At 54.2% G+C, this 19,536-nt stretch carries 18 protein-coding genes; 17 read left to right on the top strand and 1 reads right to left on the bottom strand.

Annotated features, from left to right (window positions below):
- Nucleotides 1-84 precede the first annotated feature (84 nt).
- Nucleotides 85-1,581 carry an ATPase RavA gene (gene ravA, locus OKF39_RS00715; RefSeq protein ID WP_049001581.1) on the top strand — a complete coding sequence of 499 codons (1,497 nt, stop codon included), beginning with the start codon at nucleotides 85-87 and terminating at the stop codon, nucleotides 1,579-1,581.
- Nucleotides 1,575-3,026 carry an ATPase RavA stimulator ViaA gene (gene viaA / locus OKF39_RS00720; RefSeq protein WP_028014911.1) on the top strand — a complete coding sequence of 484 codons (1,452 nt, stop codon included), beginning with the start codon at nucleotides 1,575-1,577 and terminating at the stop codon, nucleotides 3,024-3,026. The genes ravA and viaA overlap by 7 nt, the downstream gene beginning before the upstream one ends.
- Here the strand turns inward: viaA and asnA are convergent, their stop codons facing one another.
- Nucleotides 3,027-4,019, bottom strand: coding sequence for an aspartate--ammonia ligase (gene asnA / locus OKF39_RS00725; RefSeq protein WP_041911750.1), 993 nt, complete (start codon nucleotides 4,017-4,019; stop codon nucleotides 3,027-3,029).
- A gap of 151 nt (nucleotides 4,020-4,170) precedes the next feature.
- Between asnA and asnC the strand changes: the two genes are divergently transcribed.
- The 15 genes from asnC to glmS all read left to right on the top strand — a co-directional run bounded on the left by asnC (nucleotide 4,171) and on the right by glmS (nucleotide 19,226).
- Nucleotides 4,171-4,629, top strand: a complete 459-nt coding sequence (gene asnC, locus OKF39_RS00730) for a transcriptional regulator AsnC (protein WP_479983399.1) — start codon at nucleotides 4,171-4,173, stop codon at nucleotides 4,627-4,629.
- 90 nt (nucleotides 4,630-4,719) lie between these two features.
- The gene (gene mioC, locus OKF39_RS00735; RefSeq protein ID WP_479983400.1) at nucleotides 4,720-5,169 is read left to right on the top strand and encodes an FMN-binding protein MioC; all 450 of its coding nucleotides are present in this window, start codon (nucleotides 4,720-4,722) and stop codon (nucleotides 5,167-5,169) included.
- Between the two features lie 374 nt (nucleotides 5,170-5,543).
- Complete coding sequence (gene mnmG, locus OKF39_RS00740) at nucleotides 5,544-7,433, top strand: tRNA uridine-5-carboxymethylaminomethyl(34) synthesis enzyme MnmG (RefSeq protein WP_045261176.1); 1,890 nt, start codon at nucleotides 5,544-5,546, stop codon at nucleotides 7,431-7,433.
- 107 nt (nucleotides 7,434-7,540) lie between these two features.
- Nucleotides 7,541-8,164, top strand: a complete 624-nt coding sequence (gene rsmG / locus OKF39_RS00745; RefSeq protein ID WP_028014915.1) for a 16S rRNA (guanine(527)-N(7))-methyltransferase RsmG — start codon at nucleotides 7,541-7,543, stop codon at nucleotides 8,162-8,164.
- A gap of 616 nt (nucleotides 8,165-8,780) precedes the next feature.
- Nucleotides 8,781-9,161, top strand: coding sequence for a F0F1 ATP synthase subunit I (gene atpI / locus OKF39_RS00750; RefSeq protein ID WP_008500194.1), 381 nt, complete (start codon nucleotides 8,781-8,783; stop codon nucleotides 9,159-9,161).
- 8 nt (nucleotides 9,162-9,169) lie between these two features.
- The gene (gene atpB, locus OKF39_RS00755) at nucleotides 9,170-9,985 is read left to right on the top strand and encodes a F0F1 ATP synthase subunit A (RefSeq protein WP_028014916.1); all 816 of its coding nucleotides are present in this window, start codon (nucleotides 9,170-9,172) and stop codon (nucleotides 9,983-9,985) included.
- 49 nt (nucleotides 9,986-10,034) lie between these two features.
- Nucleotides 10,035-10,274 carry a F0F1 ATP synthase subunit C gene (atpE, locus tag OKF39_RS00760; RefSeq protein ID WP_000429386.1) on the top strand — a complete coding sequence of 80 codons (240 nt, stop codon included), beginning with the start codon at nucleotides 10,035-10,037 and terminating at the stop codon, nucleotides 10,272-10,274.
- A gap of 48 nt (nucleotides 10,275-10,322) precedes the next feature.
- Nucleotides 10,323-10,793: a F0F1 ATP synthase subunit B gene (gene atpF / locus OKF39_RS00765; RefSeq protein WP_003862370.1), complete on the top strand. Its 471-nt coding sequence runs from the start codon at nucleotides 10,323-10,325 to the stop codon at nucleotides 10,791-10,793.
- 14 nt (nucleotides 10,794-10,807) lie between these two features.
- Nucleotides 10,808-11,341: a F0F1 ATP synthase subunit delta gene (gene atpH, locus OKF39_RS00770; protein WP_003862369.1), complete on the top strand. Its 534-nt coding sequence runs from the start codon at nucleotides 10,808-10,810 to the stop codon at nucleotides 11,339-11,341.
- Nucleotides 11,342-11,353: 12 nt separating this feature from the next.
- A complete protein-coding gene (atpA, locus tag OKF39_RS00775; RefSeq protein WP_003862367.1) occupies nucleotides 11,354-12,895 on the top strand; it encodes a F0F1 ATP synthase subunit alpha in 1,542 nt (513 codons plus the stop codon).
- A 51-nt stretch (nucleotides 12,896-12,946) separates the two neighbouring features.
- Nucleotides 12,947-13,810, top strand: a complete 864-nt coding sequence (gene atpG, locus OKF39_RS00780; protein WP_003862364.1) for a F0F1 ATP synthase subunit gamma — start codon at nucleotides 12,947-12,949, stop codon at nucleotides 13,808-13,810.
- A gap of 31 nt (nucleotides 13,811-13,841) precedes the next feature.
- Nucleotides 13,842-15,224 carry a F0F1 ATP synthase subunit beta gene (gene atpD / locus OKF39_RS00785; RefSeq protein WP_003862362.1) on the top strand — a complete coding sequence of 461 codons (1,383 nt, stop codon included), beginning with the start codon at nucleotides 13,842-13,844 and terminating at the stop codon, nucleotides 15,222-15,224.
- Nucleotides 15,225-15,244: 20 nt separating this feature from the next.
- Nucleotides 15,245-15,664: a F0F1 ATP synthase subunit epsilon gene (locus OKF39_RS00790; RefSeq protein WP_006177560.1), complete on the top strand. Its 420-nt coding sequence runs from the start codon at nucleotides 15,245-15,247 to the stop codon at nucleotides 15,662-15,664.
- 138 nt (nucleotides 15,665-15,802) lie between these two features.
- Nucleotides 15,803-17,173 carry a bifunctional UDP-N-acetylglucosamine diphosphorylase/glucosamine-1-phosphate N-acetyltransferase GlmU gene (gene glmU / locus OKF39_RS00795; RefSeq protein WP_049137078.1) on the top strand — a complete coding sequence of 457 codons (1,371 nt, stop codon included), beginning with the start codon at nucleotides 15,803-15,805 and terminating at the stop codon, nucleotides 17,171-17,173.
- A 223-nt stretch (nucleotides 17,174-17,396) separates the two neighbouring features.
- Nucleotides 17,397-19,226 (top strand): glutamine--fructose-6-phosphate transaminase (isomerizing), encoded by a 1,830-nt coding sequence (glmS, locus tag OKF39_RS00800; protein WP_047366743.1) that lies wholly within the window; start codon nucleotides 17,397-17,399, stop codon nucleotides 19,224-19,226.
- The last annotated feature ends 310 nt before the right edge of the window (nucleotides 19,227-19,536 follow it).

The raw sequence follows: 19,536 nt of genomic DNA on the forward strand, positions 1-19,536 counted from the left end.
ACTTCAGCCTATTACCAGCCCTGACTGAAACGTCTATACTCGCTTCAATTGGCCGCCACAACGGCGAAAGGATGCAAAACTATTATGGCTCACTCACATTTATTAGCAGAAAGAATTTCCCGCCTCAGCAGCGCGCTGGAGAAAGGCCTTTACGAGCGTAGCCACGCCATTCGCCTTTGCCTGCTGGCGGCATTGAGCGGTGAAAGCGTATTTCTGCTGGGACCGCCGGGCATTGCCAAAAGTTTGATTGCACGCCGCCTAAAGTTCGCTTTCCAGAACGCTCGCGCATTCGAGTATTTGATGACGCGCTTCTCCACGCCAGAAGAAGTTTTCGGCCCGCTTTCTATTCAGGCGCTGAAAGATGAAGGGCGCTATGAGCGTCTGACGGCGGGTTATCTCCCGGAAGCGGAAATCGTCTTTCTTGATGAGATCTGGAAAGCCGGCCCGGCCATTCTGAATACCCTGCTGACGGCAATCAACGAACGCCGCTTCCGCAACGGCGCGAGCGAAGAGAAGATCCCCATGCGCCTGCTGGTGGCCGCGTCAAACGAACTGCCCGAAGCCGACAGCAGCCTGGAAGCGCTGTATGACCGTATGCTGATCCGCCTGTGGCTGGATAAAGTCCAGGATAAATCAAACTTCCGTTCAATGCTGGTGAGCCAGCAGGACGAAAACGAAAACCCGGTGGCACCTTCACTGCAGGTGACGGACGAGGAGTACCATCAGTGGCAGGAAGAGATCGGCAAAATTAAGCTGCCCGACGCCGTCTTTGAACTGATCTTCATGCTGCGCCAGCAGCTTGATTCCCTGCCTTCCGCCCCGTACGTCTCGGATCGTCGCTGGAAAAAAGCGATCCGTCTGCTCCAGGCCAGCGCGCTGTTCAGCGGTCGCGACGCGGTCGCCCCTATCGATCTGATCCTGCTAAAAGACTGCCTCTGGCACGACGCAGAAGGCATGAACCTGATGCAGCAGCAGCTGGACGTTTTGATGACCGGGCACGCCTGGGGGCAGCAGGCGATGCTCAACCAGCTGGGGGCGATTGCCCAACGGCGCATTCAGCTCCAGCAGCAGCAAAGCGATAAAACCGCGCTAAAAGTGAACCGACTGGGCGGCATGTTCGCCCGCAAACCGCATTACGAGCTACCCGCCGATCTGACCGGCACGACGCTGACACTGCTGCTCCAGCAGCCCCTCAAGCTGCATGATATGCAGGTGGTGCACATTACGATTGAGCGCGAGCCGCTGGCGCAGTGGCTGGATAAGGGCGGGGAGATCCGCGGAAAGCTCAACGGCATCGGTTTCGCGCAGCCGCTGAATATGGAAGTGGACAGCAGCCAGCACCTGGTGATCCGCGACGTGAGCCTTCAGGGATCGCGTCTTGCGCTTCCCGGCACCGCCTCGGACAGCGTGCCGGAAGAGATTAAACAGCAGCTGGAAGCGCTGGATACCGAATGGCATCAGCAGCACACCCGCTTCAGCGAGCAGCAAAAATGCCTCTTTATTCATAGCGACTGGCTAGGTCGCATTGAAGCCAGCCTGCAGGACGTCAGCGCGCAGATCAAACAGGCGCGTCAATGCTAACGCTGGACACGCTCAATATGATGCTGGCCGTCAGCGAGGAAGGGTTGATCGAGGAGGTGGTGATTACCCTTCTGGCATCGCCGCAGCTGGCGGCCTTCTTTGAAAAATTCCCGAAGCTCAAAAAAGCGATGACGGACGATCTCCCGCGCTGGCGCGACAATCTGCGGCAGCGGTTTAAGGAGACAGAAGTCCCGCCCGAACTGACGGAGGAAGTCGCGGCCTATCAGCAGTGTCAGCGGCTATCGACGCCACAGTTTATCGTCCAGATCCCGCAAACCCTTACCCTGCTCGATAAAGTCCACTCTCCGTTTGCCAGCCAGGCCAGAACGCTGGTCACAGAAAACGTCACCTTTACCCCGGCGCTGCACACGCTCTTTTTACAGCGCTGGCGCCTGAGCCTGGTCGTCCAGGCTACCACGCTGAACCAACAGCTTCTGGATGAAGAGCGGGAACAGCTGCTCAGCGAAGTCCAGGAACGCATGACGCTGAGTGGCCAGCTCGAAGAGGTACTGGTAGAAAATGAAAACGCCGCTGGTCGCCTCTGGGATATGAGCGCCGGGCAGCTGCGGCGCGGGGATTATCAGCTGATCGTGAAGTACGGCGACTTTCTTACCCAGCAGCCGGAGTTGATGAAGCTCGCGGAACAGCTCGGCCGCTCGCGAGAGGCCAAATCGGTCCCAAAGAAGGATGCCCCGATGGAAACCTTCCGCACCCTTGTACGCGAACCGGCTACCGTGCCGGAGCAGGTCGACGGACTCCAGCAAAGCGATGACATCCTGCGCCTGCTGCCGACCGAGCTAAGCACGCTGGGGATGACCGAACTGGAGTATGAGTTTTACCGGCGGCTGGTGGAAAAACAGCTTCTCACCTATCGGCTGCACGGCGAAGCCTGGCGAGAGAAGCTCAGCCAGCGCCCGGTCGTGCATCAGGACTTTGATGAGCAGCCGCGCGGGCCGTTTATTGTCTGCGTGGATACGTCCGGCTCAATGGGCGGCTTTAACGAGCAGTGTGCGAAGGCGTTCTGTCTGGCGCTGATGCGCGTGGCGCTCGCTGACCGCCGTCGCTGCTTTATCATGCTCTTCTCCAGCGAAGTCGTGGGCTATGAGCTGACGAACCAGCAGGGCATTGAGCAGGCCATCCGCTTTTTAAGCCAGCGTTTTCGCGGCGGCACCGATCTGGCCAGCTGTTTTCGCAGCATTGTAGAACGGATGCAGGGCGGCGACTGGTACGACGCTGACGCGGTGGTGATTTCCGATTTCATTGCCCAGCGGCTGCCGGAAGATGTGGTAAATAAAGTGAAGGAGCTGCAGCGCGTGCACCAGCACCGTTTTCATGCCGTGGCGATGTCCGCACATGGAAAACCCGGCATCATGCGCATCTTCGATCATATCTGGCGCTTTGATACCGGGTTGCGTAGCCGCCTGCTCAGACGCTGGCGGCGTTAATTAAAGAAGAGAATCGACGCTTTCACGTACCTGCTGCGGCCAGACCCCACACTGCACCTGACCAATGTGAGACAGTTGCAGCAGCAGCATGGTCAGACGGGACTGCCCGATACCGCCGCCGATGGTCTGCGGCATTTCACCGCGCAACAGCGCCTGATGCCACTCTAATTTAAGGCGATCTTCATCACCGGTCACCGCCAGCTGGCGCTTCAGCGCCTCTGCATCCACGCGGATCCCCATCGAAGAGAGCTCAAACGCATCTTCCAGAACCGGGTTCCAGACCAGAATATCGCCGTTCAGACCGGCATATTCGCTTTCGCCCGCGGTGCTCCAGTCATCATAATCCGGCGCACGAACGTCGTGACGTTTGCCATCAGACAGTTTGCCGCCGATACCAATCAGAAATACCGCGCCCAGCTCTTTGGCGATCGCCCGCTCGCGGCCTTTGGCATCCAGATCCGGGAAGCGGCTCAGCAGTTCCTGGCTGTGGACAAAGTGGATCGTATCCGGCAGGAACGGTACCAGACCAAACTCTTTGCTCACGGCCGCTTCGGTCGCTTTGATCCCCGCGTAGATCGCCTCAACGGTGGATTTCAGCGTGCCGACATGACGCTCGCCGTCACCCATTACGCGCTCCCAGTCCCACTGGTCAACGTAGACAGAGTGAATCGGGGAGAGGCGGTCTTCATCGGGGCGAAGGGCTTTCATGTGCGTGTAGAGCCCTTCGCCCGCGCTGAAGTCGTGTTGTCCCAGGGTTTGACGCTTCCACTTCGCCAGGGAATGCACCACTTCGAACTGTGCATCTGGCAGTGTTTTCACTTTCACCTGTACCGCTTTTTCGCATCCAGACAGGTTATCCTGCGTCCCGTCACCCACGCGGCTCAGAATCGGCGCCTGAACTTCAATAAGACCAAGCTTCTCTTCCAGCTGGCGGGAAAAATGGGATTTTACGAAACTGATCTGGCGTTGTTTTGCGATGTAAGCGGTTTTCATTATTTATACTCCTGCGTCCTGTTGATAATGATTAAGCAACAGAAGCGACACTTAATTCAATAACCCATCAACAAAAAGCCACCTTCACTTTTGATTCGTTAAAATAAGACGCTAGAATAGACGTATTCATTAATCTTCATAAGAAAAAGCTATGGAAAATTATCAGATCGACAATCTGGACCGCTGCATCCTTGAGGCCTTAATGGCCAATGCCCGTACAGCCTACGCCGAACTGGCGAAACAGTTTGGCGTCAGCCCGGGAACCATTCACGTTCGCGTAGAGAAGATGAAGCAGGCAGGGATCATTACCGGTGCCCGCATCGACGTCAGCCCGAAGCAGCTGGGTTACGACGTCTGCTGCTTCATCGGCATTATTCTTAAAAGCGCAAAAGACTACCCCTCCGCGCTGGCAAAGCTGAACGCGCTCGATGAAGTCACCGAGGCGTACTACACCACCGGGCACTACAGCATCTTTATCAAGGTGATGTGCCGCTCCATCGATGCCCTCCAGCAGGTACTTATCAACAAGATCCAAACAATCGATGAAATTCAGTCCACCGAGACACTGATCTCCCTGCAAAACCCGATCATGCGTACCATCCGCCCGTGATCGGGCAAATTCATTCCCACATTTTCCACAGGTAGATCCCAGCTCGTTCACAGCGTACAATGATCCCCTCTTTATCTGAGCGAGCGATCAATGGCGGACATTACCCTTATCAGCGGCAGCACTCTTGGCGGTGCGGAATACGTAGCGGAACATCTGGCTGAAAAGCTGGAAGATGCAGGCTTTTCTACACAAACGCTGCACGGGCCGCTGCTTGAAGATCTCCCGGTTGACGGGGTCTGGCTGCTGATCACCTCCACGCACGGCGCGGGCGATCTGCCGGATAACCTGCAACCTTTATATGACGAACTGCTGGAACAGCAGCCCGACCTGTCAAACGTCCGTTTTGGCGCAGTGGGGATCGGCAGTCGTGAATATGACACCTTTTGCGGGGCAATAGAGAAGGTCGAAGCCGCTGTTACCGCTTGCGGAGCAAAACAGCTGGGTGAAACGCTCAAGATCAACATCCTCGATCATGACATTCCGGAAGATCCAGCCGAGATCTGGCTCGCGGAATGGAAAGATTTACTCAAAAACGATTAAAGATCGCGCGAACAGATGTGGATAACTCTGGTTAAAAGCTCGTATTAACCCGTAGTTATCCAAAGAACAACCCTAGCGTCGTTTTTGACCTGTGTATAAAGTCGCGATCTGATCCCAGCTTATACGGTCCTGGATCACCGATCATTCACAGCAAACGATCCTTCCTAACTGCATGATCTTATTTGCAGGATCGGACTTATCCACACGTGTCCGCGATCCTAATAAGAGATCACAATAGAACAGATCTCTAAATAAAAAGATCTTCTTTTTAATAGCCCAAGATCCCAATGCTTTCTCGAAAGACTAAAGTTGAGTAGAATCCACGGCCCGGGCTTCAATCCATTTTCATACCGCTTTACGCGAGGCAGACCACCATGTTTTATCAGGATCCTTTTGACGTCATCATCATTGGCGGGGGTCATGCAGGCACTGAGGCCGCAATGGCCGCAGCGCGAATGGGTCAGCAGACCCTGCTTTTGACACACAATATCGACACGCTGGGACAAATGTCCTGTAATCCGGCGATTGGCGGCATTGGGAAAGGACACCTGGTAAAAGAAGTGGATGCACTTGGCGGCCTGATGGCGAAAGCGATCGATCATGCGGGCATTCAGTTTAGGATACTAAACGCGAGTAAAGGCCCTGCTGTTCGCGCCACTCGTGCGCAGGCAGACCGCGTGCTTTATCGTCAGGCCGTGCGCACCGCGCTGGAGAACCAGCCGAACCTGATGATCTTCCAGCAGGCGGTAGAAGATCTTATCGTTGAGAACGATCGCGTCGTGGGCGCCGTGACCCAGATGGGCCTCAAGTTCCGCGCCAAAGCCGTGGTGCTAACGGTCGGGACATTCCTGGACGGCAAAATCCATATTGGTCTGGACAACTACAGCGGTGGCCGTGCTGGCGATCCGCCGTCCATTCCGCTGTCTCGTCGTCTGCGTGAACTGCCGCTGCGCGTCAGCCGTCTGAAAACCGGCACGCCGCCGCGTATCGATGCGCGCACCATTGATTTCAGCGTACTGGCCCAACAGCACGGCGATAACCCGATGCCGGTTTTCTCGTTCATGGGCAACGCGGCGCAACACCCGCAGCAGGTACCGTGCTACATCACGCATACCAACGAAAAAACCCATGACGTGATCCGCAATAACCTCGATCGCAGCCCAATGTACGCTGGCGTGATCGAAGGGATCGGCCCACGTTACTGCCCGTCGATCGAAGACAAAGTGATGCGCTTTGCCGATCGTAACCAGCACCAGATCTTCCTGGAGCCGGAAGGGCTGACCTCGAACGAAATTTACCCGAACGGCATCTCCACCAGCCTGCCATTCGACGTGCAGATGCAAATTGTTCGCTCAATGCAGGGGATGGAGAATGCGAAAATCGTTCGCCCTGGCTACGCTATTGAGTACGATTTCTTCGACCCGCGTGACCTGAAGCCGACGCTGGAGAGCAAATTCATCCACGGTCTGTTCTTCGCGGGGCAGATCAACGGCACCACCGGCTACGAAGAAGCCGCAGCGCAGGGGTTGCTTGCCGGTCTGAACGCTGCCCGCTTCTCTGCCGAGAAAGAGGGCTGGGCGCCGGCGCGTTCTCAGGCCTATCTGGGCGTTTTGGTCGACGATCTCTGCACGCTGGGCACCAAAGAACCGTACCGTATGTTTACCTCTCGCGCGGAATATCGTCTGATGCTGCGCGAGGACAACGCCGACCTGCGTCTGACCGAGATAGGCCGCGAGCTGGGTCTGGTGGATGACGAACGCTGGGCGCGCTTTAACGAGAAGCTGGAACGTATTGAACAGGAACGTCAGCGCCTGAAAACCACGTGGGTAAACCCACAGGCGGAAACCGCTGCCGAAGTGAACGCTCACTTAACAGCGCCGCTGTCGCGTGAAGCCAGCGGCGAAGATCTGCTGCGTCGTCCTGAAGTCACCTACGAGAATCTGGTCAAACTGACCGCGTTCGCACCGGGCCTTGAAGACGCTGAAGCTGCCGAGCAGGTCGAAATTCAGGTGAAGTACGAAGGCTACATCGCGCGTCAGCAGGATGAGATCGAAAAACAGCAGCGCAACGAAAACACGCTGCTGCCGGAAATGCTGGACTACCGTCAGGTGACGGGCCTTTCCAACGAAGTGATCGCTAAGCTGAACGATCACAAACCGGTATCGATTGGCCAGGCCTCCCGTATCTCGGGCGTTACGCCGGCGGCGATTTCGATCCTGCTGGTGTGGCTGAAAAAGCAGGGCATGCTGCGCCGTAGCGCGTAATTGACATTGCTTTTGGCGGGTGGCGCTTCGCTGACCCGCCCTACTTATTCGTAGGCCCGGTAAGCGGCAGCGCCACCGGGCAAAAAAACTCTCAACAGGTATTCACCGTGCTCAACAAACTCTCTCGTCTGCTGGATCAGGCAGGTATTTCGCTCACCGATCACCAGAAAAACCAGCTGGTGGCGTATGTCGATATGCTGAACAAATGGAATAAAGCGTACAACCTGACGTCTGTGCGCGATCCCAACGAGATGCTGGTTCGCCATATTCTCGATAGTATCGTGGTGGCGCCGTACCTGAAAGGTGGACGTTTTATCGACGTGGGGACGGGGCCGGGTTTGCCGGGCGTTCCGCTGTCGATTGTCCGACCTGAGAGCCATTTCACGCTGCTGGACAGCCTGGGCAAGCGCGTGCGCTTTTTACGCCAGGTTCAGCATGAACTGAAGCTCGATAACATCACGCCCGTACAGAGCAGGGTAGAGGAGTTTCCGGCAGAGCCGCCGTTTGACGGCGTTATTAGCCGTGCGTTTGCTTCGCTCAATGACATGGTGAGCTGGTGTAAGCATCTGCCAGCAGAAGATGGCCGTTTTTATGCGCTGAAAGGACAGCTGCCCGGTGATGAAATTGAACAGCTTCCGGACGGTTTTAGCGTTGAAACCATCGAGAAATTAAACGTTCCGCAGCTCGACGGTGAACGTCATCTGGTGATAATTAAGCCAAACAATTTTTAAAAAAATAATAAAAAATGTGGAATTTGTGCTGTTCTGAGTATGTTAAAAAACAGCACAACTACCCGGGGTTAACCAGAGAGCGTTTAACCGCTTTTTTACCAGGGATTTTCTTGCGGTTAACCTCAAGTCGATTATTCATCGCGAAGATAGTCAACTATGAAAATATCAGCCTGCTAAAAGTGGAAGGCTGTAACCAGAACGCAATGTTAATTATTTATTAAGAATGTCAATAAAAGGTTTTTATTGTGTACGGGGCTGTTTTGAAAATAGTTGCGATATTTTGTGTTTAATTTCAGAAAGATAATCCTGGGTGATTTACGGCTTTGATAAATACAACCTTATCGCAAATGTGTGTTTTGTGATCTCGTGCACGCTTTGTAGTCAACGTTTTCGCGCTGTTTGCAGTTTTGCTCGAAGGTCGATGCTTTCTACGAAAGTTAAAAAATAGCGCTGGGGAAAAATATTTAAACATTTATTCACCTTTTCGCTACTTAATGTTTGAAATCACGGGTACGCACCGTATAATTTGTCCGCTTTTTGATGCTTGACTCTGAGCCTTAAAGGACGTTTTATACGACACGCGGCATACCTCGAAGGGAGCAGGAGTAAAAACGTGATGTCTGTGTCGCTCTTGAGTAGAAACGTTGCTCGTAAGCTTCTGTTCATTCAGTTTCTGGCTGTGATAGCAAGTGGACTGCTGTTTAGCCTCAAAGACCCCTTCTGGGGCATCTCCGCCGTGTGCGGGGGTTTGGCGGTCGTGCTGCCAAACGTGTTGTTTATGATTTTTGCCTGGCGTCATCAGGCGCATACACCCGCCAAAGGCCGCGTGGCCTGGTCCTTCGCCCTCGGCGAAGTGTGTAAGGTGTTGCTGACCTTTGCTCTACTGGTGATGGCGCTGGCGGTTTTGAAAGTGGTATTCATGCCGCTGATAGCAACGTGGGTTTTGGTGCTGGTGGTACAAGTTCTGGCTCCAGCTGTAATCAATAACAAAGGGTAAAAGGCATCATGGCTTCAGAAAATATGACGCCGCAGGATTACATAGGTCACCATCTGAATAACCTTCAGCTGGACCTGCGTACATTCTCGCTGGTGGATCCACATAACCCCCCGGCCACCTTCTGGACGATCAACATCGACTCCATGTTCTTCTCGGTGGTTTTGGGTCTTCTGTTCCTGGCCATGTTCCGCAGCGTTGCTAAAAAAGCGACCAGCGGTGTTCCAGGGAAATTCCAGACGTTCGTTGAGATGATCATCGGCTTCGTCCATGGCAGCGTGAAAGACATGTACCATGGTAAGAGCAAGCTGATTGCTCCGCTGGCCCTGACCGTGTTCGTTTGGGTCTTCCTGATGAACCTGATGGACCTGCTGCCAATTGACCTGCTGCCGTTCATCGGCGAGCACATCTTCGGCCTGCCTGCGCTGCGTGTTGTACCGTCTGCGGACGTGAACATCACCCTGTCTATGGCGCTGGGCGTGTTTATCCTGATTCTTTTCTACAGCATCAAAATGAAAGGCGTAAGCGGCTTTGTGAAAGAGCTTACCTTGCAGCCGTTCAACCACTGGGCGTTTATTCCGGTCAACCTGATCCTGGAAGGCGTTAGCCTGCTGTCCAAACCTGTTTCACTGGGTCTGCGACTGTTCGGCAACATGTATGCGGGTGAGCTGATTTTCATTCTGATCGCGGGTCTTCTGCCGTGGTGGTCACAGTGGGTTCTGAATGTGCCATGGGCCATTTTCCACATCCTGATCATTACGCTGCAAGCCTTTATCTTCATGGTTCTGACGATCGTCTATCTGTCGATGGCGTCTGAAGAGCACTGATTTTTTACCAACACTACTACGTTTTAATTGAAACAAACTGGAGACTGTCATGGAAAACCTGAATATGGATCTGCTGTACATGGCTGCCGCTGTGATGATGGGTCTGGCGGCTATCGGTGCTGCGATCGGTATCGGCATCCTCGGAGGTAAATTCCTGGAAGGCGCAGCGCGTCAACCTGATCTGATTCCTCTGCTGCGTACTCAGTTCTTTATCGTTATGGGTCTGGTGGATGCTATCCCAATGATCGCTGTAGGTCTGGGTCTGTACGTGATGTTTGCTGTCGCGTAGTAGTTGTTTTAAAACCCCAAGCCACAGAAATTTAAGAGGTATTGTGCTGTGAACATGAACGCAACAATCCTCGGCCAGGCCATCGCGTTTATTCTCTTTGTCTGGTTCTGCATGAAGTATGTATGGCCGCCTTTAATGGCTGCCATCGAAAAACGTCAGAAAGAAATTGCTGACGGTCTGGCTTCCGCAGAACGCGCTAAGAAAGATTTGGACCTTGCACAGGCCAACGCGACAGACCAGCTGAAAAAAGCGAAAGCTGAAGCTCAGGTAATCATTGAACAGGCTAACAAGCGCCGTTCTCAGATCCTGGACGAAGCCAAAGCTGAAGCAGAACAGGAACGTACTAAGATCGTGACACAGGCTCAGGCTGAAATTGAAGCAGAGCGTAAACGTGCTCGTGAAGAACTGCGTAAGCAGGTTGCGATTCTGGCTGTTGCTGGCGCCGAGAAGATCATCGAACGTTCCGTGGATGAAGCTGCTAACAGCGACATCGTGGACAAACTTGTCGCTGAACTGTAAGGAGGGAGGGGCTGATGTCTGAATTTGTTACGGTAGCTCGCCCCTACGCCAAAGCAGCTTTTGACTTTGCTGTCGAACACCAAAATGTCGATCGCTGGCAGAATATGCTGGCGTTTGCCGCTGAGGTGACGAAAAACGAACAAATGGCCGAGTTGCTTTCCGGTGCGTTAGCGCCTGAAACCCTCGCCGCGTCGTTTATCGCCGTGTGCGGAGAGCAACTGGATGCCAACGGCCAGAACCTGATTAAGGTGATGGCAGAAAATGGTCGTCTCCGTGTGCTCCCGGATGTTCTCGAGCAGTTTGAGCACTTACGTGCCCTTAGTGAAGCAACTGCAGAAGTCGAAGTGACTTCCGCGACTGAACTGAGTGACGAACAGCTTGCGAAAATCACCGCCGCGATGGAAAAACGTCTGTCACGCAAAGTTAAGCTGAATTGCAAAATCGATAAGTCTGTAATGGCAGGCGTAATCATCCGCTCGGGTGATATGGTCATTGATGGCAGCGTACGCGGCCGTCTTGAGCGCCTTGCAGACGTCTTGCAGTCTTAAGGGGACTGGAGCATGCAACTGAATTCCACCGAAATCAGCGAACTGATCAAGCAGCGCATTGCTCAGTTCAATGTTGTGAGTGAAGCTCACAACGAAGGTACTATTGTTTCTGTAAGTGACGGTGTTATCCGCATCCACGGCCTGGCCGATTGTATGCAGGGTGAGATGATTTCCCTGCCGGGTAACCGTTACGCTATCGCACTGAACCTGGAGCGCGACTCCGTAGGTGCAGTTGTGATGGGTCCATACGCTGACCTCGCCGAAGGCATGAAGGTTAAGTGTACTGGCCGTATTCTGGAAGTGCCGGTTGGCCGTGGCCTGCTGGGTCGCGTTGTTAACACCCTGGGTGCGCCAATCGACGGTAAAGGTCCGGTTGAGCACGATGGCTTCTCCCCAATCGAAGTTATCGCACCAGGCGTTATCGACCGTCAGTCCGTTGATCAGCCAGTGCAGACTGGTTATAAGTCCGTTGACGCCATGATCCCAATCGGTCGTGGTCAGCGTGAACTGATCATCGGTGACCGTCAGACCGGTAAAACCGCGATGGCAATCGACGCCATCATCAACCAGCGTGACTCCGGCATCAAATGTGTGTACGTGGCTATCGGCCAGAAAGCGTCCACCATTTCTAACGTGGTTCGTAAACTGGAAGAGCACGGTGCGCTGTCTAACACCATCGTTGTGGTAGCAACCGCGTCTGAATCTGCTGCACTGCAATACCTGGCGCCATACGCAGGTTGCGCAATGGGCGAATACTTCCGTGACCGCGGTGAAGATGCGCTGATCGTATACGATGACCTGTCTAAACAGGCTGTTGCTTATCGTCAGGTTTCCCTGCTGCTCCGTCGTCCACCAGGACGTGAAGCATTCCCGGGCGACGTATTCTACCTCCACTCTCGTCTGCTGGAGCGTGCTTCCCGCGTTAACGCGGAATACGTCGAGAACTTCACCAAAGGTGAAGTGAAGGGCAAAACAGGTTCTCTGACCGCGCTGCCGATCATTGAAACCCAGGCGGGTGACGTTTCTGCGTTCGTTCCGACCAACGTAATCTCCATTACCGATGGTCAGATCTTCCTGGAAACCAACCTGTTTAACTCCGGTATTCGTCCGGCGGTTAACCCGGGTATCTCCGTATCCCGTGTGGGTGGTGCTGCTCAGACCAAGATCATCAAGAAACTGTCCGGTGGTATCCGTACCGCGCTGGCACAGTATCGTGAACTGGCTGCGTTCTCTCAGTTCGCATCCGATCTGGACGAAGCAACCCGTAAACAGCTGAGCCACGGTCAGAAAGTGACCGAGCTGCTGAAGCAGAAACAGTACGCTCCAATGTCTGTTGCTCAGCAGGGCCTGGTGCTGTTCGCGGCTGAACGCGGTTACCTCGAAGATGTGGAACTGGCGAAAATCGGTAGCTTCGAAGCCGCTCTGCTGGCTTACGTCGACCGTGATCACGCTCCGCTGATGCAAGAGATCAACCAGACCGGTGGCTATAACGACGAAATCGAAGGCAAGCTGAAAGCTATCCTCGATTCCTTCAAAGCAACCCAATCCTGGTAATCGTCCGGCGGCTTGTCTCAGGGCAAGCCGCCTGGCATTGAGGAGAAGCTCATGGCCGGCGCAAAAGAGATACGTAGTAAGATCGCAAGCGTCCAGAACACGCAAAAGATCACTAAAGCGATGGAGATGGTCGCCGCTTCCAAAATGCGTAAATCGCAGGATCGCATGGCGGCCAGCCGTCCTTATGCAGAGACCATGCGCAAAGTGATTGGTCACCTTGCAAACGGTAATCTGGAATATAAGCACCCTTACCTGGAAGAACGCGACGTTAAGCGCGTGGGCTACCTGGTGGTGTCGACTGACCGTGGTCTGTGTGGCGGCTTGAACATTAACCTGTTCAAAAAACTGCTGGCGGATATGAAAGGCTGGTCTGATAAAGGCGTTCAGTGCGATCTGGCACTGATTGGCTCTAAAGGCGTCTCTTTCTTTAACTCCGTTGGTGGCAACATTGTCGCTCAGGTGACCGGTATGGGTGATAACCCGTCCCTGTCCGAACTGATCGGCCCGGTTAAAGTGATGTTGCAGGCCTACGATGAAGGCCGTCTGGACAGACTGTACGTTGTCAGCAACAAATTCATTAACACCATGTCTCAGGTTCCAACGCTCACTCAGATGCTGCCGTTACCGGCATCAGAAGATGACGAGCTGAAGCAGAAAGCCTGGGATTACCTGTATGAACCCGATCCGAAACCGCTGCTGGATACCCTGCTGCGTCGTTACGTTGAATCTCAGGTTTATCAGGGCGTTGTAGAAAACCTGGCCAGCGAGCAGGCCGCACGAATGGTGGCGATGAAAGCCGCGACCGATAATGGCGGCAGCCTGATTAAAGAGCTGCAGTTGGTTTACAACAAAGCTCGTCAGGCCAGCATTACTCAGGAACTCACCGAGATCGTCTCGGGGGCCGCCGCGGTTTAACCAGGTTTACGAATTACGTAGAGGATTCAAGATGGCTACTGGAAAGATTGTCCAGGTAATCGGCGCCGTGGTGGACGTCGAGTTCCCTCAGGACGCCGTACCACGCGTGTACGACGCGCTTGAGGTACAGAATGGTAACGAGAGCCTGGTGCTGGAAGTTCAGCAGCAGCTCGGCGGCGGTATCGTGCGTACCATCGCGATGGGTTCTTCCGACGGTCTGCGTCGTGGTCTGGAAGTTAAAGACCTTGAGCACCCGATCGAAGTCCCGGTAGGTAAAGCAACACTGGGTCGTATCATGAACGTATTGGGTCAGCCAATCGACATGAAAGGCGACATCGGTGAAGAAGAGCGTTGGGCTATCCACCGCGCGGCACCTTCCTACGAAGAGCTGTCCAGCTCTCAGGAACTGCTGGAAACCGGCATCAAAGTTATCGACCTGATGTGTCCGTTTGCGAAGGGCGGTAAAGTTGGTCTGTTCGGTGGTGCGGGTGTAGGTAAAACCGTAAACATGATGGAGCTGATCCGTAACATCGCGATCGAGCACTCCGGTTACTCCGTGTTTGCGGGCGTAGGTGAACGTACTCGTGAGGGTAACGACTTCTACCACGAAATGACCGACTCCAACGTTCTGGACAAAGTATCCCTGGTTTACGGCCAGATGAACGAGCCACCAGGAAACCGTCTGCGCGTTGCGCTGACTGGTCTGACGATGGCTGAGAAATTCCGTGACGAAGGCCGTGACGTTCTGCTGTTCGTTGATAACATCTATCGTTACACCCTGGCCGGTACCGAAGTATCTGCACTGCTGGGTCGTATGCCTTCAGCGGTAGGTTATCAGCCTACGCTTGCGGAAGAGATGGGTGTTCTTCAGGAACGTATCACCTCTACCAAAACCGGTTCTATCACCTCCGTTCAGGCGGTATACGTACCTGCGGATGACTTGACTGACCCATCTCCAGCAACCACCTTTGCGCACTTAGACGCAACCGTGGTACTGAGCCGTCAGATCGCGTCTCTGGGTATCTACCCGGCCGTTGACCCGCTGGACTCCACCAGCCGTCAGCTGGATCCACTGGTTGTTGGTCAGGAACACTACGACACCGCGCGTGGCGTACAGTCCCTGCTGCAGCGTTACCAGGAACTGAAAGACATCATCGCCATCCTGGGTATGGATGAACTGTCTGAAGAAGACAAACTGGTGGTAGCACGTGCGCGTAAGATCCAGCGCTTCCTGTCCCAGCCGTTCTTCGTTGCGGAAGTATTCACCGGTTCTCCGGGTAAATACGTTTCCCTGAAAGACACCATCCGTGGCTTTAAAGGCATCATGGAAGGCGAATACGATCACCTGCCAGAGCAGGCGTTCTACATGGTTGGTTCCATCGAAGAAGCCGTGGAAAAAGCCAAAAAACTTTAACGCCTTAATCGGAGGGTGATATGGCAATGACTTACCACCTGGACGTCGTCAGCGCAGAGCAACAAATGTTCTCTGGTCTGGTCGAGAAAATCCAGGTAACGGGCAGTGAAGGTGAACTGGGTATTTTCCCGGGTCACGCACCGCTGCTCACCGCCATTAAGCCTGGTATGATCCGCATCGTTAAACAGTTCGGTCACGAAGAGTTTATCTATCTGTCCGGCGGCATTCTTGAAGTGCAGCCTGGCAGTGTGACCGTTCTGGCCGATACCGCTATTCGTGGCCAGGATCTCGACGAAGCGCGAGCCCTGGAATCGAAGCGTAAGGCTGAAGAGCACATTAGCAGCTCTCATGGTGACGTGGATTACGCTCAGGCGTCTGCGGAGCTGGCCAAAGCGATCGCGAAACTGCGCGTTATCGAGTTGACCAAAAAAGCGATGTAACACCGGCTTGAAAAGCACAAAAGCCAGTCTGGATACCAGACTGGCTTTTTTTTTCATCCTTAATTCATGATGAAAAAGATGTAGAATTTTAGGCATCAAACGTTTTTACTTCTCACTCAAACTACCGTCAGGATGCGTATGTCAAACAGTGCGATGAGCGTGGTGATCCTTGCCGCTGGCAAAGGTACCCGCATGTATTCCGATCTGCCTAAAGTGCTCCACACGCTGGCAGGAAAGCCAATGGTGCAGCATGTTATTGATGCAGCGAATGAACTGGGTGCCCGTCAGGTTCACCTGGTCTACGGCCACGGCGGCGATCTGCTTAAAAAGACGCTGAGCGATGATGCGCTCAACTGGGTGCTTCAGGCTGAACAGCTGGGTACCGGTCATGCGATGCAGCAGGCTGCGCCGTTCTTTGCCGATGACGAAGATATTCTGATGCTTTACGGCGACGTTCCGCTGATTTCCGTTGAAACGCTGACTCGCCTGCGTGCAGCCAAGCCGCAGGGCGGCATCGGTTTATTGACCGTTGTGCTGGACGATCCAACGGGCTATGGCCGTATCACGCGTGAAAACGGCAACGTAACGGGTATCGTTGAACATAAAGATGCCAGTGATGAACAGCGCAAGATTCAGGAGATCAACACCGGCATCCTGATTGCCAATGGCGCGGACATGAAGCGCTGGCTCTCTCAGCTCGACAACAATAACGCGCAAGGTGAGTACTACATCACCGACATCATTGCGATGGCGTATCACGAAGGGCGTGAGATCGCCGCCGTTCATCCGGCGCGCATCAGCGAAACGGACGGCGTGAATAACCGCCTGCAGCTTTCCCGTCTTGAGCGTATTTATCAGTCCGAGCAGGCCGAAAAACTGCTGCTCGCGGGCGTGATGCTGCGCGATCCGGCGCGTTTCGATTTGCGCGGCACCGTGTCTCACGGGCGCGACGTTGAGATCGATACTAACGTTATTCTTGAAGGCAACGTCACGCTGGGCAACCGCGTCAAAATCGGCGCCGGCTGCGTGATTAAAAACAGCGTTATCGGCGACGACTGCGAAATCAGCCCGTACAGCGTGGTGGAAGACGCGCGTCTTGATGCGGCGTGTACCATCGGCCCGTTTGCGCGTCTGCGCCCGGGCGCTGAGCTGCTGGAAGGCGCGCACGTGGGCAACTTCGTGGAAATGAAAAAAGCGCGTCTGGGTAAAGGCTCGAAAGCCGGTCATTTGACCTATCTGGGCGACGCGGAGATTGGCGATAACGTGAATATTGGTGCAGGAACCATTACCTGTAACTATGACGGCGCCAATAAGTTTAAAACCATCATCGGCAATGACGTGTTCGTGGGCTCGGACACGCAGCTGGTGGCACCGGTTACCGTGGGTAACGGCGTGACCATTGCCGCCGGCACGACCGTCACGCGCGACGTAGCGGATAACGAGCTGGTGTTAAGCCGCGTGCCGCAGGTACACAAGCAGGGCTGGAAACGCCCGGTGAAGAAAAAGTAACAACAAGGCGGGTGGCGCTACGCTTACCCGCCCTACGATTGAGTAGGCCTGATAAGGCGTAGCCGCATCAGGCAAACCCGGGAGAGGAGATAAATATATATCTCCCCCCACAAGCAGTACCCATAAAAATAACCCCACTCTCTACAAGGCTCGGGGCGCCCGGAAAGGGTAAATACAGGTCAGCGACAACGCAGGCATAATGCCTAAATTCGGAATCTAAAATATGTGTGGAATTGTTGGCGCAGTTGCGCAGCGTGATATTGCTGAAATCCTTCTCGAAGGTTTACGTCGTCTGGAATACCGTGGTTACGACTCTGCCGGTCTGGCTGTCGTGGATGCAGAAGGGCATATGACCCGCCTGCGTCGCCTCGGTAAAGTGCAGATGCTGGCTCAGGCCGCGGAAGAACATCCGCTGCACGGGGGTACCGGTATTGCGCACACCCGCTGGGCGACGCACGGCGAACCGTCTGAAGGTAACGCGCACCCGCATGTGTCTGAACACATCGTGGTGGTGCATAACGGCATTATCGAAAACCACGAACCGCTGCGCGAAGAACTGAAAGCGCGCGGCTATACCTTCGTCTCTGAAACCGACACCGAAGTGATTGCTCACCTGGTTCACTGGGAGCTGGCAAAGGGCGGTACGCTGCGTGATGCGGTGCTGCGCGCTATCCCTCAGCTGCGCGGTGCGTATGGTACGGTGATCATGGACTCCCGCGATCCATCTACCCTGCTGGCCGCGCGTTCCGGTAGCCCGATGGTTATCGGTCTGGGCATGGGTGAAAACTTTATCGCCTCCGATCAGCTGGCGCTCCTGCCGGTCACCCGTCGCTTTATCTTCCTGGAAGAGGGCGATATCGCGGAAGTGACTCGCCGCAGCGTGACCGTCTTCGATACCAAAGGCGAGCAGGTGAAGCGTCAGGAGATCGAATCTAACCTGCAGTACGACGCGGGCGACAAAGGCGCTTACCGTCACTACATGCAGAAAGAGATCTACGAGCAGCCAAACGCCATCAAAAATACCCTGACCGGGCGCATTAGCCACGGCGAGGTGGATCTGAGCGAGCTGGGGGCAAACGCCAACGAACTGCTCGGCAAGGTTGAACATATTCAGATCGTAGCCTGCGGTACTTCTTATAACTCCGGTATGGTCTCTCGCTACTGGTTTGAATCCCTGGCGGGCGTGCCATGCGACGTGGAAATCGCGTCTGAGTTCCGCTATCGCAAGTCTGCGGTGCGTCGTAACAGCCTGATGATCACCCTTTCCCAGTCCGGCGAAACGGCGGATACGCTGGCAGCGCTGCGTCTGTCTAAGGAATTGGGTTATCTGGGCTCGCTGGCCATCTGTAACGTCCCGGGCTCATCCCTGGTGCGTGAGTCCGATCTGGCGCTGATGACCAAAGCGGGTACCGAAATCGGCGTGGCCTCCACCAAAGCGTTTACCACTCAGTTGACCGTTCTGCTGATGCTGGTGGCGAAGCTGGCGCGTCTGAAAGGCGAAGATGCTTCCGTTGAGCACGACATCGTTCACGGTCTCCAGGCGCTGCCGAGCCGTATTGAGCAGATGCTGTCTCAGGACAAACGTATTGAAGCGCTGGCGGAAGATTTCTCTGACAAACATCACGCCCTGTTCCTGGGTCGTGGCGATCAGTACCCGATTGCGCTGGAAGGCGCACTGAAGCTGAAAGAGATCTCCTACATCCACGCGGAAGCCTACGCGGCAGGCGAGCTCAAGCATGGCCCGCTGGCGCTGATTGACGCGGATATGCCGGTCATTGTTGTCGCACCGAACAACGAACTGCTGGAAAAACTGAAATCCAACATCGAAGAGGTGCGCGCCCGCGGCGGCGTGCTGTACGTCTTCGCTGATAAAGATGCCGGTTTCGCCAGCAGCGACAACATGCACATCATCGAGATGCCGCATGTGGAAGAGGTGATTGCACCGATCTTCTACACCGTTCCGCTGCAGCTGCTGGCTTACCACGTGGCGCTGATCAAAGGCACCGACGTTGACCAGCCGCGTAACCTGGCGAAATCGGTCACCGTAGAATAATCCCTTCTGTTAATGGCTACACGACGTGTAGCCATTTTTCCTTACTTTTTTCTCATCAGCTTTCTCTTTGCTATCAATCATCTTATTCTGACGCATTTCGTTACTTTATTGTGTGAATAATGAACGAGATTGCTTCCAGGCATTAGTATTTTCTATTTTGATCACTAAACGATCAGCTTTTATTAACGGAATCCTAAAAATGGTTTGTTTATAAAATATGTGTCCTTTTTATGTGTATACTGAAAAGGAATTTTAATGATAAAGCAAAAATAATATTATATTTGTTTTTCTCTATTATTATTCCAGCTCT

This window comes from Enterobacter cloacae complex sp. HYC042_NIDB (assembly GCF_056673315.1).